The following is a 24,772-nucleotide window of genomic DNA, read 5'->3' as shown; positions in this document are numbered from 1 at the left end:
GACGGGGCGGCCCACCTCATCCGATCAGCTGGAGGGCCAGCCGGTCTCGATCTGGGTCAGGACCTCGTCGGTCGAGGTGCCGTTGATCCAGGCGACCATGCCCTTCCAGAAGGTTCCCGAGCCGACGGCGCCGGGCATCTGGTCGGATCCGTCGAAGCGGAACGTGACCGAGTCGTCCTGGAGCAGCTTGATCGACTCCTGCAGGATCGGGTTCTCGACGGCCTCGATGTCGACGCCCTTGTTCGCAGACGTCACGCCACCGAGCGCCAGACGGCTGTCAGCCCACTCGGGGCTCGAGAGGTACTCGAGCACCTTCTGCGTCGCCTCGTCGTCGCTGAACGCGCCGACGATCTCGCCACCACCGGTGATGAACGTCTCGTCCTCGCTCTGGCTCGGAAGCAGGAACGCCCACACGTCGCCGTCCTCGGCGATGTTCGTGCCCTCGGGGAAGAAGCCCGACAGGAACGACGCCTGGTGCGTCAGTGCGCACTCGCCGCTCGCGACCGCAGGGGCCACGTCGCCGAATGCCGTGGAGTTGACCGAGCGCACGTCGCCGAAGCCGCCGTTGACGTAGGCCGGGTTGAGCAGGATCTCGCCGGTGGCGTCGAACGCCTCCTTGATCTGCGGGTCGGTGAAGGGGATCTCGTTCTTGACCCACTGGTCGTAGACGTCGGCGCCCGCGTTGCGGAGCACGAGGTCCTCGATCCAGTCGGTGCCGGGCCAGCCGGTCGCCACACCCGACTCGAAGCCGGCGCACCAGGGTGCCTTGCCGCTCTTCTCCTGGATGGTCTGGGTCAGCGTGAGCAGCTCGTCCCAGCTCGTGGGCTCCTGGACTCCCCACTCGGCGAACTTCGTCGGCGAGTACCAGACCCAGCCCTTGACGCTCGCCATGAGCGGCGCGCCGTAGAACTCGTCCTCGTAGGTGCCGAAGTCGACCCACCCCTGCGTCCAGTACTCCTTGGCGTTCGCCTCGACGGCGTCAGGGGCCGGCTTCAGGAAGTCGCGAGCCGCATAGTCCGCGAACAGACCCGGCTGCGGGAAGATCGCGATGTCGGGCGGGTTGCCGCCCTGTGCACGGGTGCCGAGCTGAGTCTCGAAGTCCTGGCTGCCCTCGTACTTGATCGTGATGTCGTTCTCCTTCTCGAAGTCCGCCCAGGACTCTGCGAGAAGTTCTGCCTCTCCTTCGACGATCGTGCCGTAGATCGTGACGGTGTTGTCTCCGCCGCCGCCTTCTCCCCCGCCGTCCGTGCCGCCGGGAGCACCACAACCGGCGAGCGCGATGCCCGCGACTCCCAGCAGTGCGATTGGCGCGTAACGCCGGGAACGCTGTGACAGACCCATGTGAATTCTCCTCTTCGAGTTTCCCGGCTCCCACGACATTCCGCGCCGCCCCTCGGCACAGAATCGGGAACCGATTCCAGGACAACCTATCGGGGTCCGACGCCGCTGCACAATAAGCCAGGATCACAGACTGACAACCATTCGCAGCGCCCTGGCACGAACCATGGGAGCGCTCCCTCACAATTCCTGTGGAACCGGTTCCTTTTCGTCCCTGCGACCCGTTACGCTGTCATCGGCGCAGGGGTGGGGGCTCGCGTCGCAGTCATGGTCGAGGAGGACCGGATGAGCACGATCGCCGACGTCGCGGCGCGCGCTGGCGTGTCGAAGGCGACGGCGAGCCGAGCACTCAGCGGACGCGGTTACGTCTCGGAAGACACCCGCAAGCGGGTCGCCGATGCTGCCGGAGAACTCGCCTATGTCGCACACTCCTCCGCGACGAGTCTCGCCACGGGCCGCACGCAGACCGTCGGAGTCATCATGCCGCCGGTCGACCGCTGGTTCTTCTCGGAGCTGCTCGCCGGCATCCAGGAATCGCTGTTCGCCCTCGACTACGAGCTCGCCCTCTACGGCATCCGCGAAGGCAGCGAGACCCGCGAGCGCCTGTTCGACGTCGTGCTGCCCGGGCGACGGTTCGACGGGATCATCGCGGTCGGCATCCAGCCCAGCGCACAGGAGCTCGAACGTCTGCACCGCTCCGAGCGACCGCTCGTCAGCGTCGGTCCGTACAGTGAGGGATCCAGTGCCGTGTCGATCGACGACATCGCCGCCGCCCGGATCGCCACCGAGCACCTGATCGAACTCGGCCATACCGATATCGCGTTCGTCGGCGGATCCACGGATCCGGACCATCTCAGCTTCGGCGACGCCCAGCGCGTGGAGGGATATCTCGAGGCTCTCGCCGCGGCGGGACTCGAGGCGGTCGCGAGGATCGCGGACAGCCGCCCGACCATGCCCGGCGGCTACGCCGCCGCCGTCGAGCTCCTCGGCGACCGCAGAGGACGCCCCACCGCGATCGTCGGCGTCTGCGACGAGGCGGCGATCGGCGCGATGATCGCGGCACGTCGCCTCGGCATCGCCGTGCCGACCGAGCTCAGCATCGTCGGAGTCGACGACCACCAGCACGCCGAGATGTTCGCGCTCACGACCATCAGGCAGTCACCGCGCGAACAGGGCCACGAGGCAGTGCGCCTGCTGCGGCAGCAGATCGACCACCCGGATTCTCCGCGCGAGCGCACCGTGACGACATCCTCGCTGGTCGTCCGGAGCTCCACCGCCGGACGACGCTGACCGCTCCTCTGCGGATCTGCGCCCCGGACGCACGAAAGCCCCGGGCGGACCCGGGGCTTTCGTGAAGCGTTCAGACGCTTCCAGGGCGAGGCATCACGCCGCGACCTGGAACGGATTACTTGAGGGTAACCGTGGCGCCTGCCTCTTCGAGGGCAGCCTTGGCCTTCTCGGCTGCTTCCTTGTTCGCGCCCTCGAGCACGGCCTTGGGAGCACCGTCGACGACGGCCTTGGCCTCGCCGAGACCGAGCGAGGTGAGCTCGCGGACGGTCTTGATGACCTGGATCTTCTTGTCGCCGGCAGCCTCGAGGATGACGTCGAAGGAGTCCTTCTCCTCAACCTCTTCAGCAGCGCCGCCGCCTGCGCCTGCAACGGCGACGGGGGCAGCAGCGGTGACCTCGAACTTCTCCTCGAACGCCTTGACGAAGTCGTTGAGCTCGACGAGGGTCAGGCCTGCGAACTGCTCGAGCAGCTCCTCAGTGGTGAGCTTAGCCATGATGTATCTCCTAGATAGGTGGGTTTGTTGAACGAGATCGTGGGTCGCTCACGCGGCCTCAGCGGTCTCCAGCTTTTCGCGAAGAGCATCGATGGTGGCAGCAGCCTTGCCCATCGTCGCCTTCATCATGCCCGCAGCCTTCGCCAGCAGAACCTCACGGCTCTCGAGCGCGGCGTACTTGTTGACCTCGTCGGCAGAGAGGGCGTTGCCCTCGAAGATGCCGGACTTGATCACGAGAAGCGGGTTGGCCTTGGCGAAGTCACGAAGAGCCTTGGCAGTGGCGACGAAGTCGCCATGCACGAACGCGACAGCCGACGGACCCTTGAGGTCGTCGTCCAGCGCGGTGATGCCAGCCTTGTTGGCGGCGATCTTGGTCAGCGTGTTCTTCACCACGGCGTACTCAGCGTCCTGACGGATGCTGTTGCGCAGCTCCTTGAGCTGGGCAACCGTCAGACCGCGGTACTCGGTCAGCAGAACGGCAGTCGAGTTCTCGAATGACTTCGTGAGCTCGGCAACCGATGCGTCCTTCTGCGCCATGGTCACTCCTTGGTGTGTACGAGGCGCCTCACGGAGGTGAGGCGCCGACCCCTGACCGCATGCAACAGAAAAGCTCCGGCGCAAGCGCACGGAGCTCTGAAAGTTCGTGTCCTGCGCGGGCCCCTGCTGAGCAGAGCTTCGATCGCCTCGCGTTCTCACGCACGACGATGACCAGCGGTCTTCGGTTGTTCCCAGGCTACCTCATCGACCGCCGACCCTCAAATCGGACGTCAGTCCCGGTGCGCCGCGCGTCCCCGGTGCCCGGCGAGTGCGTCGGCGGCCCGGATGAGACTCAGGTGCGAGAGTGCCTGCGGGGTGTTGCCGGCCTGCCGCTGGTGTCCGACGTCGTACTCCTCCGAGAGCAGGCCGAGATCGTTCGCCATCGCCATCACTCCGGCCATGAGGTTCTGCGCGTCGCCCGTGCGCCCGCTCGCCGCATACTGCTCGACGAGCCAGAAGCTGCAGGCGATGAAGGGATGCTCCCCTCCACCGAGTCCGTCGACCCCGGACTCGGTGCGATAGCGCCGCACGAATCCGTTCACGAGCAGGCGACTCTCGATCTCGGCGACGGTGCGCAGCATGCGCGGATCGTCGGCGGCGCAGTACCCGACCTGCGGCAGCAGCAGCAGCGAGGCATCGACGTCGCCGGATCCGTAGTGCTGGACGAAGTGGCCGCCCTCCGCATCGACACCGCGGTCGTCGATCTCGCGACGCAGGCGATCGCGCACGCCCTCCCACCGCTCGGCATCGCCGGCGAGACCATGCTCCCGCACGGCACGGACTCCCCGGTCGAGCGCGGCCCACATCATGACCCGCGAGTGCGTGAACCACTGCGGCTCGCCCCGGATCTCCCAGATGCCGTTGTCGGGGCGATCGATCGACGCGATCACCTGCTCGACGAGCGCGCGCTGCAAGGGCCAGGAGAAGTCCCCCTCTTCCAGACCCGCGATCCTGGCCGCCTCGAGAGCGACCAGGACCTCGCCGATCACATCACCCTGGTATTGGTCGACGGCCCCGTTGCCGATGCGCACCGGCGCTGAACCGTCATAGCCGGGGAGACTGGTCAGCTCGCGCTCGAGGAGATCGCGCTCCCCGGCGATCCCGTACATGATCTGCACCTCCCGCGGTTCCCCCGCGACGGCCCGGAGCAGCCAGCGACGCCACTGATGCGCTTCGGCGAGGAAGCCATGAGCGATCAGCGCCTCGAGCGTCAGCGCGGCATCCCGCAGCCAGACGAAGCGGTAGTCCCAGTTGCGCGAGCCGCCGAAGTCCTCGGGCAGCGAGGTCGTGGCCGCGGCGACGATGCCTCCGGTGTCCTTGTTGGTGAGCGCACGCAGCACCAGCAGAGAGCGGACGACGGCGTCGCGATGCGGGCCGTCGTGGCGGATCCCGCTCGCCCATCCCTGCCACCAGGCCCGCGTCCCGGCGATCGCCTCTTCGACGTCGAGCGGCTTCGGCGCGTGCTCATATGAGAGGAACCAGCTGAGCGTGAGGTCACGGATCTCGTCGGGGCCGACCGTCACCGTCGCCCGGTGCCGATGGTCCTCGGCGTGGAATCGCACGCCGCGCACGATCACCGACTCGGGGCCGGCCGTCGCATGCAGCGCCGGGTGATCCGGAGTGCCGACCTGCCGCACCCACGGCAGCCGACGGGAGTAGTCGAAGTGCAGGCGCAGCTCGGTGTCGAACTCGACGCTGCCCGAGACGCCGACGACCCTGCGGATGACTTCGGTGCGCGTCGGCTGGATCGGCATGAACTCGTGCACCTCCGCGACGCCCTCCGCCGTCTCCCACCGGGTGACCAGGATGAAGGTGTCCGAGAGGTAGAACCGCGTCGATGTCGCCCCGGCATCGCTCGGGCGCAGCGTCCAGCATCCGTGACCGGGGTCGCCCAGGAGAGCGCCGAACACCGAGGACGAATCGAAACGCGGAAGGCACAGCCAGTCGATGCTGCCGTCTCGCGAGACGAGCGCGCCGGTGCGGCAGTCGCTGAGCAGGGCGTAGTCCTCGATCGGAGCGGGCATCGACCGAGTCTGGCATGTTCACCCGAGGGTCGGAGCGATTACGGTGAGAACATGACCGATGCGACGACGCTGGTGATCCTCGGTGCAGGTGGCGACCTCACCTCTCGGCTCCTCCTGCCCGCTCTGGGCCAGCTGCTGAAGAGAGAACCCGCGCGTTCGGTGCGGATCGTCGGCGCCGATCGCGAGGAGTGGACGGATGCCGAGCTGCGGGCCGTCGTCGACACGGCCTTCGCCTCGATGGACGCCGAGGACGCGGCAGCCCGTGTCGACGTCACCTACGCCCGCACCGACATCACGCGCGCCGACGATCTGCGTGCGCTGTTGGGCGGCCTCACCGGCCGCGTGGCCCTCTACTTCGCAGTGCCTCCGGCCGTGGCGGCGGCGTGCATCGCCGCACTCACGCCCGACATGCTGCCCGCGGGCGCGATGCTCGTGATGGAGAAGCCGTTCGGCACCGACGAGTCGAGCGCCCGCGAGCTGAATCGCGTCCTCACCGCCCTCGTGCCCGAGACCCAGGTGTTCCGCGTCGACCACTTCCTGGGTCGCTCGACCACGCTGAACCTCCTCGGCGCACGGTTCGCGAACCGCATCCTCGAACCGCTCTGGTCTGCGGAGAGCATCGAGTCCATCGACATCGTCTACGACGAAGCGCTGGCGCTCGAGGGGCGTGCGGGTTACTACGACAAGGCCGGCGCACTGGTCGACATGATCCAGAGTCATCTGCTCCAGGTGCTCGCGGTGCTCGCGATGGAAGAGCCCGCCACCCTCGACGAGGTCGACTTCCGCGCCGCGACCGGCGCGGTGCTCCGCGCGACCACCGTGTGGGGCGACGACCCCGCCGGGTCGTCTCGCCGCGCCCGCTACACCGCGGGAGAGATCGACGGCACCGCGAAGCCCTCGTACGTCGACGAACCCGGCGTCGACCCGGGTCGGGAGACCGAGACGCTCGCCGAGGCGACCTTCGAGGTCCGCAACGCGCGCTGGGCGGGAATCCCGTTCCGGCTCCGTTCCGGCAAGGCCCTCGGAGCGCCCGCCAGAGAGATCGTCGTGCGCTTCCGTCCTGTCCGCCATCTGCCCCGCGGGCTCACCGGCACGTCCGACGGAGCGGTTCTGCGCTTCTCGCTCGGTCCCGACCGGATGTCGCTCGAGCTGAACCTGAACGCATCCGAGGACCCGCTCGAGCTGGAACGCGCGATCCTGTCCGCGGAGCTCGGCGAGGGCGCGCTCAAGGCGTACGCCGAGGTGCTGTCCGGCGTCCTCGACGGGGATCCGATGCTCGCCGTGCGGGGAGACGCCGCCGAGCAGTCGTGGCGGATCGTCGCCCCCATCCTCGAGGCGTGGCAGCGGGGCGATGTGCCGCTCGACGACTACGTCGCCGGATCCGCCGGCCCGGAGGCGTGGCCGACGCACAGCTGAGTCTCTGCCGGGGTCGAACGCCCGAGGGAACGGCCCGGGCGGCGTGTGCGGGAGGGAGAGTCGGCGACCGGGGTTACCCTCGATAGGTGACCCCCGAACTCCAAGCTCGCATCGTCGCGGACTCCCGCGACCGCGTCGCCTGGATGCGGGCACGGTCCCGCGGGATCACCGCCACGGATGTCGCCGGACTCACGAGCGAGCGGTCCATCGCCCGCGCCGCCGACTCCAAGCTCGGCGGCGGGCCCCGGTTCGGAGGCAACGCCTACACCGATCACGGACGCCGCCGCGAGCCCGAGATCGCCGCCTGGGTGGCGGCGACGCACGGCATCCTCCCCTCCTCCGCCCTGTTCCGCGCTGAGGTCGAGCACCGCCATCTCGCGACTCCCGACGGTATCGCCGTCGACGCCGACGGTCGCGTGAAGCTCGCGGAGATCAAGACCACGAACAAGGCGTTCCGCGGCATCCCCCGCACCTACCTGCGTCAGGTGTGGTGGCAGCAGCACGTGCTGGGCGCCGAGCGCACGCTCTTCGTCTGGGAGGAGCACGTCGACTTCTCCCCCATCCATGACGAACCCCGCTGCGTCTGGATCGACCGCGACGACCGCGAGATCGCGAAGCTCGTCGGCCTCGCCACAGATCTCATCGACGAGCTCTACCGGCGCACCACCGGTCAGCAGGTGCCGACCCGCATCGCGGATGCCGCGGCGGCCGCCGCCGCCAGCCGGCGCGAGCACCTGCGCGAGCGCGATGCGTTCCGCGCTCTCGCACTCGCCGACTGAGCCGGTCCGCACCGCACGAACTCACGTGCAGGACGCGTTGAGCCCGAGCAGCGCGATCGACAGCTGGCGCGAGGTCCCGGCCGACACCCAGGACGTACCGGCCAGGAGGTTGGTCACCGTCAATGTCGTGGTGCTGCCGAGAAGGTTGGAGATGAGGCTGGCAAGCAGACTCTGAGTGAGGACGGCGGTGTGGGTGTAGAGGCCGCCGGCAGGACCCGTCGTGGTGATGTTCGCCGCCGGGACCACTGCTGTCGTCGCTCCCTGGGTGAGTGTGAGCCTGACCCCGCTGGCGGGATACACCGACGTCCACACGAGCCGGACGTTCTGGAAGACGCCCAGACCGTTGTTCGCCACCGTGCAGGCGATGATCGTGGCGGGGGGAACGCGGAACGCCGTGATCGTGGCTCGACCGTACTCCGGGTCGGTGAATGCCGCGTCGGTGATCTGCGCCGGCGGCGCGAGGGCCACTCCGCAGAGCAGCGCCGCACCGGCGACTCCGGCCAGGACGCGCTGCCGCCGCACGATCACGACTCGCCTCGGTGAGCTCCGGTGCTGCGGCGGCGCCGGGTCGCACTCAGCGCAGCACCACCGGCCACCAGGGCCAGCGCCCCGCCGATCGCCCAGGGAGCGAAGGGCGCACCGCCCGTCGTCGCCAGCCCGCCGTCCGGTCCGACCGTCGCGGACTCTCCGGCGCCGCGTGCATGCACGCGCACCTGGGTGCTGCCGTCGTCCGCGCCGTCCAACGCGATGACGAGCCTGAGGTGGGCCACCTCTGTGTCGGCCATCTCGACGAGCGGCACCTCGAGGCCGTCACGAGGTATCGACCAGCCGGACTCGAGTGTGGTCGCGCCTCCCCGGCATCCGCTCTCATCCCACTCCTGCGCACAGCGGAGCACGTCCATCACCAGCGCCGCACCGCCGCTCGCACTGACTCCGACCGCCACGGTCCCGGGGTCCGGTGCCTCCGCGCTCACCGTCACATCCCACTGCACGGGCTGGCCAGGCAGGAGGCTCGACGCGGCATCCCAGTCGGCGACGGAGACCAGCCGCAGCACCTGCCCCTGCACGACCTCGGTCGAGGGTGCCGCCCACGCGGGACTCACCGCGACGAGCGCTGCGCAGACGACCGCACAGGCACCCGCGACGCACGCCACCCGCCGGTTCATCGGTCGACTCCCGCCGGATCGACCTGCTCGCGACTCTCCTTCCGGGAGCGCGGCCAGAACGCCCAGACGACGAGGACCGTCGCGCCGATCGTGAGTCCGCCCAGCACGTACGGATCGCCCATCGCGACGATCACGGTCGCGATGCCGGGGATCGAGAACAGCACGATCCGAACGGTCTGCACGGTGTACGGATACGGATCGTCGGCCGCGTTCGCGTCTCCGCGCATCGTGATCACCCGTTCGTCCGCACTCGCACCGGGAGCAATCGAGGTGATGCGGTGCGTGACCGGCAGATCGCCTGCTCGATCGACGGTGACGACGTCGCCGACCTGCACCTCGGATGCCGGGACGCTCTGGACCACCGCCACGGAACCGGCGGGAATCGTCGGCGCCATCGATCCCGTGCGGAACATGATGAGGGTGATGTTCGCCGTGAAGGCGACGATCACGAGCACGATGCAGATGACCCCTGCGGCGGCGGCGAGCCAGAGGAGGACATCGGCGAGCGCCCTCCCGAGAGTGCCTCGCGAGGACGCCGCGGCGGGTGCCGGCGACGCGGACGCATCATCGACCGTCGCCTGTTCACGCAGGCTGCGCCTCGTCGGTGCACTCATGTCTCCTCCTCACGTCATCCGATGCTCTGCCCGCAGGTCAGCTCGACACTCCGGCGATCTGCCATGTCTGGATCGCCGTCAGCCCTTGCGCGCCGTTGTCGGTCGCTGCCGGCAACGTCACTGCGAAGCAGTAGTTCACGGTCGTTCCGCCGTTGGCCGCGACCGCCTGGGTGCCGGTGCCGCCGACCGACAGCAGCGAGTTGTCGGGAACGACAGCCGTCCCGGCCGTGTAGGTCGTGCTGTTGCAGGCCGTCCCCGCGATGGCCCTCACCCCGTATCGCAGGTAGGTGCCGAGCCCTGTTCCCGCCGTCGACGTCACGCTGAGCTGCAGCGTGCCGGCCACTGACGGATTCGCGGTCCGCACGCTGAACAGCGCGTACGTGGTGTTGCCGGGAGCCATGGCCGAGAACGGTGCGCTGAACGACAGCGCCGCCGGGGTGCCCACCGGGTGGCTCGAGAACGTGGCACCGTCTGTCGCCCCGACGATGTCGAACCGCCCGGCGGTGAAGGTCGCATTGCCGTATTCGGAATCGTTCCAGGCGGCCAGGGTCATCGTCGCGCCGACGCCGAACACCAGCCCGCCCGCGAGCACAGCGCGTATCCGACGGGAGAGCAGTCGCTTCCCCTCCCGCATGCCTCTGCGGGTGTCGGCCATGATCAGTCCGCAGTCGAGGTGGCCGTGAACTCCCAGGTCGCGGTCGCGGCGGCGCCCTGCGTGAGACCGCCGCCCGCGGTCACCGCGAAGCACAGCTGCACAGGCGTTCCCGCAGTCCCTGCCGGTGCGCCCTCGGCGAGAGGAACCGACGTGGCTCCGGTCTGAGCGCTCAATGTGGTCCCCGTCGCGACGACGGTTCCTGCCGCCGTGGCGTCGCACACGTCGCCCGCGTCGATGGCCGTCACGGTGTATGAGAGATTGGCCTCGTTGCCCCCCGTGCCCGCGGTGATCCCCGACGGCACCAGCGTGGCGCCGTTGGTGGTCGTGCTGTCGAGACGCACCCAGAACGGTGCGTAGACGACATCGCCCGGAGACATCGACGACGCCACGGCGGGCAGCTGGAAGACGAGCGCCGCTGCAGTGTCCCCCAGATCGACGTTGTGATCGTCGTACCCGTCGGTCGCGCTCGTCGTGGATCCCTCCAGATTGAACGAGCCTGCGGTGAAGGTGCCGGTCGCGAACTCGGAGTCGTTCCATGCCGCGAGCGTCACCCCGATACCGACGCCGAGCACCAGCCCACCGGCGAGCACTGCCAGAACCTTGCGTTGCGTGTCCTTCTCAGCCATGACATTCCCCCTCAGGAATCTCACGAGACGCAGATGGCTGGGGATGGTCGCCCTTCGCGGCCTGCATCCGGTACTCGTGTCGTTCCCGACAGCTTTGTCCACTTCCTGCGCCTGTTCAAGGCCTTCCGCGTCACGATTGCGCATTCCGGCTCACGAATTGCGCAGAAACGTCTATCGGTTTCTGTGACCGATCGGATGGTTGCAGTTCGTCCAGAGCTGCAGCTCAGCTCGCGAGAACACGCTGCGCCTCGACGGAGACTTCGGCCGCGATGGTGTCGAGCAGCGCGGAGCGCAGGTTCCACTGCTGCCAGTACAGCCTGACTCGCAGCGGCGGCCCGCCGAGCGGCACGAGCTCGCGCTCCTTCTGCAGGAGCGGCAGCATCCCCCATCCGAGGCCGAGCCGCACGGCGAGCGCGTAGTCGTGCGACGCGGGCACGTAGTGCCGAGGAGCCCCGTGGTGCGCGACCCCCATCCGCTCGAGCCATTCGTGCTGAAGCGTGTCTCGTCTGTCGAAGTCGACGAAGGGCGCCGCGCTCAACGCCTCTCTGGTGACACCGGACGAGAACCAGCGATCAGCGAACGCCGGTTCTGCCATCGCGTGATACTCCAGCACGCCGAGCGGTGCGACGGAGCACCCGGCGACCGGCGCCGCCTCACTCGTGACCGCCGCCATCACCGTGCCGGACTCGAGCAGCCGAGCCGTGAAGTTCTGGTCGTCGCGGTGCAGGTCGAAGTCGAGGTCGTGGGCTGCAGAGAGCCGTGCGAGCGGAGGCAGGAACCACGTCGCCATCGAGTCCGCGTTCACGGCGAGCGGTATGCGGGTGCGGGGCGCCTCGTCGCCCTCGAGGCCGAGTTCTGCGAGGGCATCGTGCTCGAGGAGTGCCAGCTGTCGTGCGAGCCGCACGACAGCCTCGCCCGCCTCGGTGAGACGGGCAGGCTTGGTGCGCACGACGAGGACCCGTCCGAGCTGCTCCTCGAGCGTCTTGAGCCGCTGGCTCACGGCGGAAGGAGTCACACGCAGCACCCGCGACGCCGCGTCGAGGGTTCCCTCGTCGGCCACGGCGGCGACAGTGGCGGCAAGCTCCGGATCGATCTTCACATTAGCCATGCTAATGGCGCACAAGGAATCATCGCTGGTGCTCATGTCCGTGGCATCCGTACCGTGGACTCATGCTCTCCGTCTTCTCGGGTCTCGGACTCGGCCTCTCCCTGATCGTCGCCATCGGCGCGCAGAACGTGTTCGTCCTCCGTCAGGGCATCCGCAGAGAGCACGTCCTGCCGGTCGTCATCATCTGCGCCGCGTCCGACGCCCTGCTCATCGCCGCCGGCGTCGCGGGACTCGGCTTCGTCATCTCCGCAGCCCCGTGGCTCGTGGTCGTCGCGCGCTGGGCGGGGGCCCTGTTCCTCCTGGCCTACGGCATCCTCGCCGCCCGCCGCGCCTGGAGGGGCGGGGAGGAGCTGCGAGTCGACCGGACCGGTGCGGAGGGCTCGGCGCCCGGGTCGGGCGGCGGAGCCACGACGGCGACCCGCACCGCGCTCGCTCCCGTGATCGCGACGGTTCTCGCCCTGACCTGGTTGAACCCGCACGTCTACCTCGACACGGTCCTGATGCTCGGGTCGATCGCCGCGACGCACGGCGACGAGCGCTGGCTGTTCGCCGCCGGAGCGATCGCCGCCAGCATCCTGTGGTTCACCGCGCTGGGGTTCGGCGCCCGCTATCTCGGCCGCTGGTTGCGCACGGAACGAGCGTGGCGCATCCTCGACGCGCTGATCGCCGTCGTCATGATCACCCTGGCTGTCAGCCTGGTGCTGCCGGTGCTCGGCGGCTGACCCTGCGTCGCAGACGTGAGCGGACGCCCGTCAGTCGCCGTCGAGGGGCCGAAGGATGCGAGTGAGGAACCTCTGGGTGCGCTCATGCTGCGGCGCGCCGAAGATATCGGCCGGCGCGCCCTGCTCGACGACCACACCCGCGTCCATGAAGAGCACATGATCCGCCGCCTCGCGCGCGAAGCTCAGCTCATGCGTCACCACGACCATGCTCCACCCCTCGTCGGCGAGCTCCTTGATCACGAGCAGGACCTCCCCCACGAGCTCGGGGTCGAGTGCGCTCGTCGGCTCGTCGAACAGCAGGAGGTCGGGACGCAGCGCGAGAGCGCGGACGATGCCGACCCGCTGCTGCTGACCGCCGGAGAGCTCGTGAGGTCGAGCATCGGCCTTGTCGGCGAGCCCCACGCGGGCGAGCAGGACGCGGGCCTCGGCGACCACCTCGGCCTTGGGTCTGCCCTGCACCCGCCATGGTCCCTCGATCACGTTCTCGAGCACCGAGAAGTGCGGGAAGAGGTTGTGATGCTGGAAGACCATCGCCGACCGATCACGCAGCGCGAGACGCTTCTGCGCGCGCGTGCGCTTCGACACCGGATCCGACGGGGCGAAGTCGATGTCGGGGCCCCCGGCCACGACGATGGTCCCGGCATCCGGCGTCTCGAGCCCGTTGAGCGCACGCAGCACCGTCGTCTTGCCCGATCCGCTCGGACCGATGAGCACGACGACCTCTCCGCGGTGCAGCGTGAGGTCGATGCCGCGGAGCACCTCGTTGTCGCCGAAGCGCTTGTGAAGGCCGCGGGCGGTGAGCAGCGCGTCGGCGGTGGACCTGGAAGAGTGCGCCGGATCAGTGAGCGACATTGCGATCGAGTCTCCTCTCGAGTGCGCTCTGGCCGAACGACAGCACCAGGCAGATCACCCAGTACACGAGCGCGGCAGCCAGGTAGACGACCATGAACTCCAGGGTCGCCGCCGCGATCTGCTGCGCCACCTTGAAGAGCTCGGTGACGAGGATCAGCGAGGCCAGCGACGTGTCCTTCACCAGCGAGATGAACGTGTTGGACAGCGGAGGCACCGAGACCCGCGCTGCCTGGGGAAGGATCACCCGCGTGAGTGTGCGCGTGCGATTCATGCCGACCGTGTACGCCGCCTCCCACTGCCCCTTCGGGACGGAGAGGATGGCGGCGCGCACCACTTCGGCCCCGTACCCGCCGACGTTCAGCGACAGTGCGATGATCGCGCTGGTCCACGGATCGAGCTTGAGTCCGATCGATCCGAGCCCGTAGAAGATCACGAACAGCTGCACGATCATCGGCGTGCCGCGGATGACCGAGATGTAGAACCTGGCGATGCCCGACAGCACGGGATTGACCGAGATCCGCATCAGCGCTGCGCCGATGGCGAGCACGAGACCCAGCGCGAAAGAGATCAGCGCGAGCGGAACCGTCACCGTCACCCCCGCGAGGGCGATCGGTCCGAGCGAGTCGAAGAACAGCTGCCAGGGATTCTCCATGGGTTACTGGGTCACGTCTTCGCCGAAGTACTTGTCGCTGATCTCGGCCAGGGTGCCGTCGGCACGCAGCTCTTCCAGAGCGCCGTCGATCGCCTCGACGAGGTCCGTCTTGTCCTTGGTGAAGACGAATGCCTGCTCACCGGCCTCGTCGGTCTCGGCGGCGATCTTCAGGCCGGACGGGCTGTTGGTGGTCTCATAGTCGAGGAAGGTCAGCTTGTCGTTGACGGTCGCATCGACGCGGCCCTGACGCAGCAGCTCGACGGCCTGCGCCCACCCCTCGACGCCTTCGACGGTGGCACCGGACTCGGTCGCCAGCTCGTACCAGTTGCTGGTGAGAGACTGCGCCGTCGTCTTGCCCTCGAGGTCGTCGAACGACGAGATCGAGTCGTCGTCCTCGGCGACGACGATGACTCCCGGCGAGACGGTGTACGGGGTGCTGAACAGGTACTTCTCCTGGCGCTCCTCGTTGATGCTCACCTGGTTGGCGATCACGTCGAAACGGCCCGCGTCGAGACCGGCGAAGATCGCATCCCACTGGGTCTCCTGGAACTCGACCTCGAGGTCGAGCTTGTCGGCGACCGCCTGGATGATCTCGACGTCGAATCCGGTCAGGTCGCCGGTTCCGCCGTCATCGTGGAAGCTGAACGGACGGTACGTGCCCTCGGTGGCGACCGTCAGCGTGCCGTCCGTGACGAGGCCGAAGCCGGATCCGCTCTCACTCGAGCTGCTGTCGGCAGGCGTGGTGCTTCCGCTGCACGCGGTGAGTGCTGCTGCTGCGACGACCAGTGCGGTGACGGCGATGATGCGACGGGACATGTGACCCTCCTGGGGTGCGGTGAGGCGCGAGTGCTGTGGCGCGGAACTCATTCACAGTACGCGGCATCGGACCGGCATCCCAACATCCGATGACGTCCGATGTCGTACTGCACGCAGAAAGGCCCCCGCAGAATGCGGGGGCCTTTCCGGAATCACACTCAGATGGCGTTGACGTCCAGCGGGATGCCGGGGCCGAACGTGGTCGACACGGCGCCCTTCTGGATGTAACGGCCCTTGGAGCTCGACGGCTTGAGGCGGACGATCTCCTCGAGCGCTGCGCCGATGTTCTCGTCGAGCTGCTCGGCCGAGAACGACGACTTGCCCACGACGAAGTGCACGTTGGCGTGCTTGTCGACGCGGAACTCGATCTTTCCGCCCTTGATCTCCTCGACGGCCTTGGCCGTGTTGGGGGTCACGGTGCCGGTCTTCGGGTTCGGCATGAGTCCACGCGGACCCAGGACCTTTCCGAGACGACCGACCTGGCCCATGAGCTCCGGGGTCGAGACGGCCGCGTCGAACGCGGTCCAGCCTGCGGCGACCTTCTCGATGAGCTCGGCGCCGCCGACCTCATCTGCACCTGCGGCGATCGCTGCCTCGGCCGCGGGGCCGGTGGCGAAGACGATGACGCGGGCGGTCTTACCGGTGCCGTGGGGCAGGATGACGGTGCCGCGCACCATCTGGTCTGCCTTGCGGGGGTCGACGGCGAGCTTCAGCGCGACCTCGACGGTCGAGTCGAACTTCGACGAGCCGGTCTCCTTGGCGAGGGCGACTGCCTCGGTGGGAGTGTAGAAACGGTCTGCCTCGATCTTCTCGGCGGCAGCCTTGTAAGCCTTGGACTTCGTAGCCATGATTATTCTCCTCAGCCCTCGACCGTGATGCCCATGGAACGGGCGGTGCCGGCGATGATCTTCGAGGCAGCCTCGATGTCGTTCGCGTTCAGGTCGGCCTGCTTGGTCTCGGCGATCTGACGGACCTGGTCCTTGGTGATCTTCGCCACCTTGACCGTGTGCGGCGTCGACGAGCCCTTGGGCACGCCGGCGGCCTTCTTGATGAGCTCCGCGGCCGGCGGGGTCTTCAGGATGAACGTGAAGCTGCGGTCCTCGTAGACGGTGATCTCGACGGGGATGACGTTGCCGCGCTGCGACTCGGTCGCGGCGTTGTACGCCTTGCAGAACTCCATGATGTTGACGCCATGCTGACCGAGCGCGGGGCCGATCGGCGGCGCCGGGTTGGCTGCACCGGCGTTGATCTGAAGCTTGATCAGGCCGGTCACCTTCTTCTTCGGTGCCATATCCTCTTCCTTTCATCGAACGGATGCCGGTTGCATCCGCTCTCCCGCGAACCCGGCATCTCCGGGCTGCGGTCGTCTGCGCGCACGCCGAAGCGGCACACAAACCAGACAAGTCTACCTGATGCGGAGCGGGCCCGGGAACGCGAGAACGGCCGCCCCGAATGGGACGGCCGTTCTCGGAGAAGCGTAGGTCAGACCATCTTCGTGACCTGGTCGAACGACAGCTCGACCGGGGTCTCGCGCTCGAAGAGCGACACGAGCACCGTGAGCTTGCCGCTCTCGGGCTTGATCTCGCTGATCGAACCGGGAAGACCCGCGAACGAGCCCTCCTTGATCGTGATGGTCTCGCCGACCTCGAAGTCGACCTCGGCCGGAAGCGGACGAGCGACGGCGAGGCCGCCCTTCGACGCGATGTTCTTGGCGGTCGGGACGTCCTTGACCTCGACGAGCGACTTCAGCATGTTGAAGGCCTCTTCGAAGCGCAGCGGCGTCGGGTTGTGGGCGTTGCCCACGAAGCCGGTGACGCCAGGCGTGTGACGCACGACCGACCAGGTGTCCTCGGTGAGCTCCATGCGCACGAGCACGTAGCCGGGGATGCGCACGCGGGTGACCATCTTGCGCTGGCCGTTCTTGATCTCGACCACGTCTTCCATCGGGACCTCGATCTGATAGATCTCGTCCTCGACCTCGAGCGTCGACTTGCGCTGCTCGATGTTGGCCTTGACCTTGCGCTCGAATCCGGCGTAGGAGTGGATGACGTACCACTTGCCCGGAAGCATCCGCAGGTCGAGGCGGAACGCCTCATACGGGTCTTCCTCGGCGTCGTCGCCCTCTTCGGACTCATCGTCGTCGGACTCGGCCACGGCGTCATCGTCGCCGTTGATGTCGGGTCCGTCGTAAGGGGTAACCTCGTCGGCCTCAGCGGCCTCGAGCTCGGCGGTCTCTTCCGCCACAGAATCGTTCAGGACCTCAGCGGCAGCCTCAGACTCGGCCGCTTCGTCCAGGTTGAGAGCGTCGTTCACGATCGCGTCCGCCTCCGGGTCGTCGATTTCGATGTCGTTGTCGTCGTCCTGCACATCGGCGTCGGCGTCTCCGTCGACGTCCTCGATGTGGAGGGCGACATGTTCGGCCGAGGTGACCGACTGCTCTTCCGCAGCGAGCACGTTGCCCTCCTGGGCCTCGTCCTCTTCGCTGGACTGCTCAGCAGCAGTCGCCCAGTCGGCGTCGTCGGAATATCGTTCAGACACGTTGTTTCTTTCCAATCACTGCGGCCAGGGCCGCGAGGGCGTCAGGCGCCCGGGACCCCGAAGACGATGTGCGTGACCCAGGCGAACAGGGTGTCGAGTCCGTAGACGATGCCCATGACGATGAGAACGAAGACGAGCACCACTGCGGTGAACTTGACCAGTTCCTTGCGGGTCGGCGTGACGACCTTGCGCAGCTCGGCGATGACCTGACGGAAGAACAGGGCGATCCCTGCGAAGAAGCCCGCGATGCCACGCTTCTTCTCGCGGGTGGCGCCGGCCGCGACGACCTCGCCGCGCGGTTCGTCCTGATCCATCCTGAATGTACCTTTCGTGTGTCAGCGTGTGCTGACGCGCAGGGCGGACAGGAATCGAACCTGCAACCTGCGGTTTTGGAGACCGCTGCTCTGCCAATTGAGCTACCGCCCTAGAGACCGGGAGGTCTCGGGGTGTCATCTCCATCCTGCCATCGTTACCCGACCGCAAGGACCGGGGCACGGCGAAAGAATGCAGACAACAACTGCTCGTCAAGCATACGGCATCCGTCGGTCAGCGCCGAACCGGGCCCGCTCTCGTCGTTGTTGTTAGGCTCGGCGGGCGGACGAAACGGGAGGGGGCGCAGTGAGCGCTGACGTGCAGCAGTTCCAGGTGGACCTGCGCGGTGTCGTCGACCTCCTGAGCCGCCACATCTACTCGAGTCCTCGCGTGTATCTGCGCGAACTGCTGCAGAACGCCCGCGATGCGATCACCGCACGGCGCGAGGTCGACGGGCAGGGCGGGAGCATCCGCATCACCGCGCTGACGGACACCACGGGCGAGTTCGTCCTGCGCGACGACGGGATCGGCCTGACCGCCGCCGAGGTGGGGGATCTGCTCGCCACGGTCGGCCGCAGCTCGAAGCGCGACATCTTCGACCTCCCGCGCAGCGACTACCTCGGTCAGTTCGGCATCGGCCTGCTGAGCTGCTTCATGGTCGCCGATTCGATCGTCATCCGCTCGCGCAGCGTCCGGGGCGGCCCGGCCGTCGAGTGGACGGGCAGCGCGGACGGGACCTTCCGCGTCGTGGAGATCGACGACGATCTGCCGATCGGCACGAGTGTGCATCTCCGCCCTCGTTTCGACGCCGACGAGCTGCTGCGCCCCGCGGCCGTGCGAGAGCTGGCCACCGCCTTCGCCGAGTTCCTCCCCGTGCGGGTGATCCTCGACTCTGCGAGCGGCGACGTCGACATCACCCGGCGCGCGCCGTTCCTCGACCCCGCCGACGACATCGACGGCGCCGTGCAGTACGGGCGCGACCTGCTCGGTGCGAGCCCGCTCGACGTGATCGAGCTCAGCGAGCCGGCCACCGGCACACGGGGACTCGCCTACGTCCTGCCCTACGCTCCCCGCCGGGCGCCCGCCAGGCGACGCGCATGTATCTCGGCAGGATGCTCCTGGGCGAGCGGGTCGACGACGTGCTGCCCGAATGGGCGTTCTTCGTGCGCGCCGTGGTCGATTCGACCGGCCTCGCCCCGACGGCGAGCCGCGAATCGCTCGTCGACGACGCGGCCCTCGAGCGTGTGCGCGAGCAGCTCGGTGCCGGCATCCGCCGCTGGGTGCTCGAGCTGGGCCTGCGCGAACCGCACAGACTCGCCCAGTTCGTGGCGATCCACGAGGTCGGTCTGAAATCGCTGGTGCGGCACGACGACGAGCTCGCGCAGTTCATCACGCGCTGGCTGACCCTCGAGACCACCCACGGAACGATGCGCATCGGCGACCTCGTCGAACGATACCCGCACGTGCGATTCGCGCAGTCGGTCGACGAGTTCCGCCAGGTCGCAGGGATCTCCCCCGGGTCCGAGGTGCTGGTCAACGGCGGCTACCTGTACGACGCGGACCTCGTGCGGATGCTGCCGGAGCTCTACCCGCACGTGACGATCGAACTCGTCGACGTGGCCGGGGAGCTCGATCGTCTCGACCCTCCGCCGCTGGACGACCGCGACGCCGCGCTGGCCCTCGAGGCCCGCGCCGGCGGCGTGCTGACCGCATCCGGCTGCTCCGTCACCGTGCGGTCGATCGACCAGCCCGAACTCGCAGCGCTGTACGTCGCCGACCCCGAGGTGCTGCGCAGGATCGACCGCGGCCGCACCAAGGGCATCACCGGATCGCTGTGGGGCGGGGTGCTCGACCGCATCGACTCGACCCTCTCGGCCTCCCGCGACGACGATCTCAGCGCGCGCCTGTGCCTGAACTGGTCGAACCGCGTCGTGCGCGCGCTCGTCCGCGTGCAGGACGACGCGGTGTTCGCCCGCACCGTGCAGCTGCTCTACATCCAGGCGCTGCTGGCGGGACACCATCCGCTCTCCGACGCCGATCGCGCACTCATGTCGACCGCGCTCTCGGACCTCGTCTCGCTGTCCGCCGGCATCGAAGCGGATTCGATCCCCTTCGACGACGCCCCCTGATCTCGCTCCGACCGCTCGCTCCGACCGCTCGCTCCGTTCGAAGGATCCCCCATGACCAGTCCGAAGAAGCGCTTCTCTCAGCTCATCGAAGAGATCGACCGCACGCCCTGGGGTCCGGCGGAGCAGGCGCTGGTGGCGGATGCCGTCTCGCTCGCCGTCGAGCTCGGCGACGAGCGGCTCGAGTACGAGGCGCGGATGAGGCAGACCGCCTCTGCGAACATGAACGGCGCGACCGACGTGATGCTGAACTCGTTCGCGTGGTGCCTCGCCCGACACGACTCCGACCCGCAGCGCTTCCCCGCCGACCTCGACTACGGCGGCGCCGATCTGATGTGGCAGTTCAAATGGATGGCGTCTTCTCTGCGTTCGTCGCCCGCGTTCTCGACCGAGCAGATCACCGCGGTCCTCGACGACATGGAGACGCACTATCGCAAGGCCGGGCTCGGCATGAGCGGAGTGCTCACGGCCCGATTCGAAGACGCCTGGGACGCCGGTCGACTCGACGACGCCGAGGCGCTGCGCGCGCAGCTGGAGGCCACGCCCCGAGACGACCACAGCCACTGCGACGCCTGCGGACGCAGCCAGTTCGCCGGCTTCTTCGCCGAGACCGATCGGGATGCCGAGGCCATCCGACTCGTCGAGGAGATGCTCGAAGGCGGCTTCTCGTGCGGCGAGGAGCCCGAGCACGCACTGTCGCGCGTGCTCGTGCCCTACCTTCGTGCCGGGCGCTTCGACGAGGCGAGGAGCGCGCACCTGCGCAGCTACCGGCTCGCGAAGGACAACCCGGACAACCTGCGGATCGTCGCCCACAACATCGTGTTCGCCGCCCTCACCGGCAACGAGGCACGCGCGCTCGCGCAGGTCGAGCGTCACATCGGCTGGCTCGCTCACGACGGACTCAACGTCGATGCCCACTTCGCCGCGCTGGCGGCGTTCGCCTTCGCCCTCGATCGTGTGACTGCGGCGGGTCACGGCGATGCCACGGTGCGCGGTGCCGACTCCCCCGCGCTCGAGGAGTTCTTCGGCGAGCACGACGGAGCATGGGGTGCCGCCGAACTCGCCGCCACCGCGTGGGCTGCCGCCGAGCGCATCGGCTCGGACTTCGATCTGCGGGACGGCACCGAGGGCCACGACCGCAGCCTCACCCGCCTGCGCGCTCTCGCCGACGAGCACTACGACGTGCCCATCCGTTCGGATGCCTTCGTCACGGCTCCGGACGCGGCGACACCCGACGATCCCGACGCGTGGTTCGAACGGGTCATGAACCTCGCCCAGTTCGGCGCGGAGCACGAGACGTTGCGGGCCCTGCCGCACGCGCTGAGCGTCGAGGACCCCTCGAAGCTCGCCGAGCTCCTGTCGATGCGCCTCGGCATCCTGATCGCCCTCGACCGAGCAGAAGAGGCTGCCGACCTGCTGCCGGCGCGGATCGATGCTCTGCGCGCCGCAGGCCTCGACGCACAGGCCGATCTCGAACTGCGCCTCGGTCTCGCGACCTTCGGCCTGAACACCCCCGAGGCTGCGGCGGCGCTCGAGGACGAGCTCGCGAACACGGACGCTCTGCCCGCATGGTCGCGCGGAGACCTGGCGATCAGCCGCGCGTCGCTGCACCTGCACGCGGATGAACCCGGCGCCGCCCTCGACATGGCGGAGATCGCGGCTCGCGCCTTCGCCGAGGCCGAGGACGCGCGCCTCTCGAACACGACGACGCTCGTCGCCATCTCGGCCGTGCTGCAGAAGGGCGACATCGAAGCGGCATCCGCTCTGCTCGATCGCTTCTTGGCCCAGGACGATCTCAGCATCGGTCATCGCGCGCAGGCGCTGCAGACGCGCGCGAAGGTGCGCGGCGGAAGCGAGTCGTTCGCGGAGGGCGCTGCGGATGCCGACGAGGCGACCCGTCTTCTCGCCGGGCTCGGTGCGACCACGGCCCTGGCCGCCGCGCACCTGCTCGCGGGGGCGCTCTGGGAGGACGCGGGCGACCCGGAGAAGGCCGTCACCCGCTACCGGGTCACCTCGCGGCTCGTCGCGCAGGAGGGCGGCGACCAGGCGGGCGCGGACTTCCGGCTCGCGCGCGCGATGCTCTCGGCCGGGGACGCCGAGGTGGCGGCCGAGCTGTTCGGACAGGTGCTCGAGCGCGAAGAGCAGGCCGAGGTGCCCGCCGCCTCCCGAGCGATGACGGCGTCTCTTCTCGCGCGCGCCCTCGGATCGGCCGGCGAGTTCGGACAGGCTGTCGGTGCATTCGGGTATGCGGGCGAGCTGTTCGGCGAGGCGGAGGAGCATGCCGACCAGGCGATGGCGCTGACCGAGCGCGCCAAGATCCTCGCCCGGTTCGACGAGCACGCGGAGGCGATCGCGACACTCGAATCGGCATCCGAGATCGTGCGCCGGGCCCCCGAGGCGGTCGGCGCCCTCGCTGACGTGCTGCACAACCTCGGACAGGCTTATGCGGCCACACAGGACGACCGCGCCTTCGCCCTCTTCGACGAGGTCGCCGCGCTCGCTCAGGAGCACGAGGCGGCGTGGCTGCTCGCCGACGTCACCGACTCGCGGGGCCGGGCGCTCGCCCAGTTCGGCCGCACCGACGAGGCCGTCGCCGCTGCGCTCACCGCGGCCGACGGATTCGCGGCGATCGGGGATGCGGGCTCGGCCGGCGGCTCCGAGCTGTTCGCCGCCCGTCTGCTGGTCGGCGACGACCGCGCTGCGGACTCCGTGCCGATCTACCGCAGCGCCCTCGAGCACTCCGACGGCTACCCGCCGCTGCAGCAGGTCTCGGCGCTCGAACTCGGCAACGTGCTCGAGGCGCTCGGACGCCACGGCGAGGCGACCGAGGTGCGGGCACTCCTCGACAGCTGACTCAGAGGAACTGACGCCAGTTGGCCCGCGCGAGGTCGAGCAGCTCGTCTCCCTTGCCCGACATCACCGTGCGGATCGCGTACAGAGCGAAGCCCTTGACCTGCTCGGCCTCGATCGCCGGGGGCATCGACAGCTCCTGGCGCTCGGTCACGACGTCGAGCAGCGCAGGGCCGTCATGCGCGAGCACCTCGCGGACGGCATCCGGCAGGTCCTCGCTGTTCTCGACCCGACGGGCGAAGATCCCCATGGCCTCGGCGATGGCCGCGAAGCTCGGGTTGTCGAGCGCGGTGCCGTAGTTGACGAAGCCCGCGGCCTTCATCTCGAGCTCGACGAAGTTCAGCGACGAGTTATTCACGACGACGGTCTTCACGGGCAGCTTGTTCTGCGTGAGCGTGAGCAGTTCGCCCAGCATCATCGCGAGCCCGCCGTCGCCGGCGAGCGCGACCACCTGACGAGCCGGATGCGAGACCTGCGCGCCGATGCCATGAAGCAGCGCATTCGCCATCGACCCGTGCGTGAACGAGCCGATCAGGCGTCGGTTCTCGGTCATCGACAGATAGCGGGCGGCCCACACGGTGGGCGAGCCGACGTCGGCGGTGAAGATCGCGTCATCCGCGGCCTGCTCATCGAGCAGCCGGGCGAGGTACTGCGGATGGATGGGGCGGCCCGCCTTGGTCGGCGTCGCGAGGTCGTCGAGCTTGGCCCTGGTCTTGCGATAGTGCGCGGTGGAGTCGTCGAGGTGACCGCGGTCGTTCGTCTCGGCGAGTCGCGGCAGCAGCGCCGTGACGGTCGCGCCGACGTCGCCGACCAGGCCCAGATCGAGCGGATGCCGTTTGCCGAGCTGCGAGCCGCGGATGTCGACCTGGATCGTCGTGGCGTGCTCGGGATAGAACTGCTCGTAGGGGAAGTCGCTGCCCAGCACCAGCAGCGTGTCGGCGGCTTCCATCGCCCGGTAGCCGGAGGCGAAGCCGAGCAGCCCCGTCATGCCGACGTCGAACGGGTTGTCGTACTCGATGAACTCCTTGCCCCGGAGCGCGTGCACGATCGGCGCACCGAGTCGGTCGGCGAGTGCGATGACCTCGTCGTGAGCCCCCTCGACACCCGCGCCTGCGAGGATCGTGGTCTTCTTCGAGGCGTTGAGCAGCGTCGCCGCGCGCGCGAGCTCGTCTCCGCTCGGCACGATCACGGGGTGGGAGCGTTCGATGACCACGGCTCGGTCGTCGGCGATCTCCGAGAGTGCGACGTCACCGGGGATCACGAGCACCGCGACCCCGCGCTGCTCGATGGCGGCGCGCATCGCGATCTCCAGCAGGCGCGGCATCTGCTTGGGGTCGGCGACGTACTCGACGTAGACGCTGCACTCGCGGAAGAGCTCCTGCGGGTGGGTCTCCTGGAAGTACCCCGTGCCGATCTCGGTGGTGGGGATGTGCGCGGCGATCGCCAGCACCGGCACCCGCGAGCGGTTCGCGTCGAAGAGTCCGTTGATCAGGTGCAGGTTGCCCGGACCGCACGAACCGGCGACCACCGCGAGCTCACCCGTGAGCGAGGCATCGGCCGCCGCCGCGAATGCCGCGGACTCCTCGTGCCGCACGTGCACCCAGCGGATGCCGCCGTCCTTCCGGAGGGCGTCGGTGAACCCGTTGAGGGAGTCGCCCGGGAGGCCGTAGACACGGTCGATCCCGTTGGCGCGGAGGGTCTTGACGATGTTCGCTGCGACGGTTGCCATGCTTCCAACCTACGCCCGGGTGGCGCGGAGGGATCCGGCATCCGTCGAACATCCGCTCTCCGGATGCCGCACTGCGGAGACGATGATGGGGGCGGATGCCGTGGCATCCGCCCCCATCAGGGAGAGTCG

23 protein-coding genes, 1 tRNA gene and 1 pseudogene are annotated in these 24,772 nt (G+C 68.6%); 6 read left to right on the top strand and 19 right to left on the bottom strand.

The genetic code is table 11. The features are described from left to right. Positions 1-24: 24 nt before the first annotated feature. On the bottom strand, positions 25-1,341 hold the full coding sequence (locus ACZZZQ_RS12565; protein ID WP_053097426.1) for an ABC transporter substrate-binding protein: 1,317 nt from the start codon (positions 1,339-1,341) through the stop codon (positions 25-27). A gap of 282 nt (positions 1,342-1,623) precedes the next feature. On the opposite strand from ACZZZQ_RS12565, the gene ACZZZQ_RS12560 reads away from it, so the two are divergent. After that, positions 1,624-2,628, top strand: a complete 1,005-nt coding sequence (locus tag ACZZZQ_RS12560) for a LacI family DNA-binding transcriptional regulator (protein ID WP_053097427.1) — start codon at positions 1,624-1,626, stop codon at positions 2,626-2,628. A 115-nt stretch (positions 2,629-2,743) separates the two neighbouring features. On the opposite strand, the gene rplL is transcribed toward ACZZZQ_RS12560, so the two are convergent. From rplL to ACZZZQ_RS12545, 3 genes are all read right to left on the bottom strand, one after another. Then, a complete protein-coding gene (rplL, locus tag ACZZZQ_RS12555; RefSeq protein ID WP_042539579.1) occupies positions 2,744-3,121 on the bottom strand; it encodes a 50S ribosomal protein L7/L12 in 378 nt (125 codons plus the stop codon). Between the two features lie 48 nt (positions 3,122-3,169). Further along, a complete protein-coding gene (gene rplJ, locus ACZZZQ_RS12550; protein ID WP_053097428.1) occupies positions 3,170-3,658 on the bottom strand; it encodes a 50S ribosomal protein L10 in 489 nt (162 codons plus the stop codon). 230 nt (positions 3,659-3,888) lie between these two features. Next, positions 3,889-5,682, bottom strand: coding sequence for a glycoside hydrolase family 15 protein (locus tag ACZZZQ_RS12545; RefSeq protein ID WP_463507683.1), 1,794 nt, complete (start codon positions 5,680-5,682; stop codon positions 3,889-3,891). A 51-nt stretch (positions 5,683-5,733) separates the two neighbouring features. Here ACZZZQ_RS12545 and ACZZZQ_RS12540 point away from each other — a divergent pair, with 51 nt between their 5' ends. Both ACZZZQ_RS12540 and ACZZZQ_RS12535 read left to right on the top strand, forming a co-directional pair. Then, on the top strand, positions 5,734-7,098 hold the full coding sequence (locus ACZZZQ_RS12540; RefSeq protein WP_463507682.1) for a glucose-6-phosphate dehydrogenase: 1,365 nt from the start codon (positions 5,734-5,736) through the stop codon (positions 7,096-7,098). 86 nt (positions 7,099-7,184) lie between these two features. After that, complete coding sequence (locus ACZZZQ_RS12535) at positions 7,185-7,877, top strand: YqaJ viral recombinase family protein (RefSeq protein ID WP_053097431.1); 693 nt, start codon at positions 7,185-7,187, stop codon at positions 7,875-7,877. 21 nt (positions 7,878-7,898) lie between these two features. Here the strand turns inward: ACZZZQ_RS12535 and ACZZZQ_RS12530 are convergent, their stop codons facing one another. From ACZZZQ_RS12530 to ACZZZQ_RS12505, 6 genes are all read right to left on the bottom strand, one after another. Beyond that, entirely contained in the window at positions 7,899-8,405 is a 507-nt protein-coding gene (locus ACZZZQ_RS12530) for a hypothetical protein (RefSeq protein ID WP_056279802.1), read from the bottom strand. Beyond that, positions 8,402-9,043: a hypothetical protein gene (locus tag ACZZZQ_RS12525; protein ID WP_053097433.1), complete on the bottom strand. Its 642-nt coding sequence runs from the start codon at positions 9,041-9,043 to the stop codon at positions 8,402-8,404. The genes ACZZZQ_RS12530 and ACZZZQ_RS12525 overlap by 4 nt, the downstream gene beginning before the upstream one ends. Further along, entirely contained in the window at positions 9,040-9,657 is a 618-nt protein-coding gene (locus ACZZZQ_RS12520) for a signal peptidase I (protein WP_053097434.1), read from the bottom strand. The genes ACZZZQ_RS12525 and ACZZZQ_RS12520 overlap by 4 nt, the downstream gene beginning before the upstream one ends. 37 nt (positions 9,658-9,694) lie before the next feature. Beyond that, entirely contained in the window at positions 9,695-10,312 is a 618-nt protein-coding gene (locus ACZZZQ_RS12515) for a SipW-dependent-type signal peptide-containing protein (RefSeq protein WP_056279798.1), read from the bottom strand. A gap of 2 nt (positions 10,313-10,314) precedes the next feature. After that, complete coding sequence (locus tag ACZZZQ_RS12510; protein ID WP_463507681.1) at positions 10,315-10,938, bottom strand: SipW-dependent-type signal peptide-containing protein; 624 nt, start codon at positions 10,936-10,938, stop codon at positions 10,315-10,317. Between the two features lie 223 nt (positions 10,939-11,161). Next, positions 11,162-12,037 (bottom strand): LysR family transcriptional regulator ArgP, encoded by an 876-nt coding sequence (locus ACZZZQ_RS12505; protein ID WP_320490271.1) that lies wholly within the window; start codon positions 12,035-12,037, stop codon positions 11,162-11,164. A gap of 71 nt (positions 12,038-12,108) precedes the next feature. Between ACZZZQ_RS12505 and ACZZZQ_RS12500 the strand changes: the two genes are divergently transcribed. After that, complete coding sequence (locus tag ACZZZQ_RS12500; protein WP_463507680.1) at positions 12,109-12,768, top strand: LysE/ArgO family amino acid transporter; 660 nt, start codon at positions 12,109-12,111, stop codon at positions 12,766-12,768. Positions 12,769-12,798: 30 nt separating this feature from the next. Here the strand turns inward: ACZZZQ_RS12500 and ACZZZQ_RS12495 are convergent, their stop codons facing one another. The 8 genes from ACZZZQ_RS12495 to ACZZZQ_RS12460 all read right to left on the bottom strand — a co-directional run bounded on the left by ACZZZQ_RS12495 (position 12,799) and on the right by ACZZZQ_RS12460 (position 18,052). Beyond that, positions 12,799-13,620 (bottom strand): amino acid ABC transporter ATP-binding protein, encoded by an 822-nt coding sequence (locus tag ACZZZQ_RS12495; protein WP_463507679.1) that lies wholly within the window; start codon positions 13,618-13,620, stop codon positions 12,799-12,801. Further along, positions 13,607-14,272 carry an amino acid ABC transporter permease gene (locus ACZZZQ_RS12490; RefSeq protein ID WP_053097440.1) on the bottom strand — a complete coding sequence of 222 codons (666 nt, stop codon included), beginning with the start codon at positions 14,270-14,272 and terminating at the stop codon, positions 13,607-13,609. Before ACZZZQ_RS12490 ends, ACZZZQ_RS12495 begins: the two co-directional genes overlap by 14 nt. Before the next feature lie 3 nt (positions 14,273-14,275). Further along, positions 14,276-15,088, bottom strand: coding sequence for an amino acid ABC transporter substrate-binding protein (locus ACZZZQ_RS12485; RefSeq protein ID WP_285364039.1), 813 nt, complete (start codon positions 15,086-15,088; stop codon positions 14,276-14,278). 158 nt (positions 15,089-15,246) lie between these two features. After that, positions 15,247-15,936 carry a 50S ribosomal protein L1 gene (gene rplA / locus ACZZZQ_RS12480; protein WP_053097442.1) on the bottom strand — a complete coding sequence of 230 codons (690 nt, stop codon included), beginning with the start codon at positions 15,934-15,936 and terminating at the stop codon, positions 15,247-15,249. 11 nt (positions 15,937-15,947) lie between these two features. Next, positions 15,948-16,379, bottom strand: a complete 432-nt coding sequence (gene rplK / locus ACZZZQ_RS12475) for a 50S ribosomal protein L11 (protein ID WP_053097443.1) — start codon at positions 16,377-16,379, stop codon at positions 15,948-15,950. A 191-nt stretch (positions 16,380-16,570) separates the two neighbouring features. Beyond that, complete coding sequence (nusG, locus tag ACZZZQ_RS12470) at positions 16,571-17,626, bottom strand: transcription termination/antitermination protein NusG (protein ID WP_056279788.1); 1,056 nt, start codon at positions 17,624-17,626, stop codon at positions 16,571-16,573. Between the two features lie 41 nt (positions 17,627-17,667). After that, positions 17,668-17,940, bottom strand: coding sequence for a preprotein translocase subunit SecE (secE, locus tag ACZZZQ_RS12465; RefSeq protein ID WP_042539545.1), 273 nt, complete (start codon positions 17,938-17,940; stop codon positions 17,668-17,670). Positions 17,941-17,979: 39 nt separating this feature from the next. Further along, positions 17,980-18,052, bottom strand: a tRNA-Trp gene (locus ACZZZQ_RS12460). Between the two features lie 192 nt (positions 18,053-18,244). Between ACZZZQ_RS12460 and ACZZZQ_RS12455 the strand changes: the two are divergent. Beyond that, positions 18,245-20,067 (top strand): annotated as a pseudogene (locus ACZZZQ_RS12455) (HSP90 family protein). A gap of 51 nt (positions 20,068-20,118) precedes the next feature. Next, positions 20,119-22,917 (top strand): hypothetical protein, encoded by a 2,799-nt coding sequence (locus tag ACZZZQ_RS12450; RefSeq protein WP_463507678.1) that lies wholly within the window; start codon positions 20,119-20,121, stop codon positions 22,915-22,917. Between the two features lies 1 nt (position 22,918). Here the strand turns inward: ACZZZQ_RS12450 and poxB are convergent, their stop codons facing one another. Beyond that, on the bottom strand, positions 22,919-24,643 hold the full coding sequence (gene poxB / locus ACZZZQ_RS12445; protein ID WP_230100385.1) for a ubiquinone-dependent pyruvate dehydrogenase: 1,725 nt from the start codon (positions 24,641-24,643) through the stop codon (positions 22,919-22,921). Positions 24,644-24,772 lie beyond the last annotated feature (129 nt).

This window comes from Microbacterium sp. AC132 (assembly GCF_979258525.1).
This window is presented reverse-complemented; position numbering and strand designations above follow the sequence as displayed.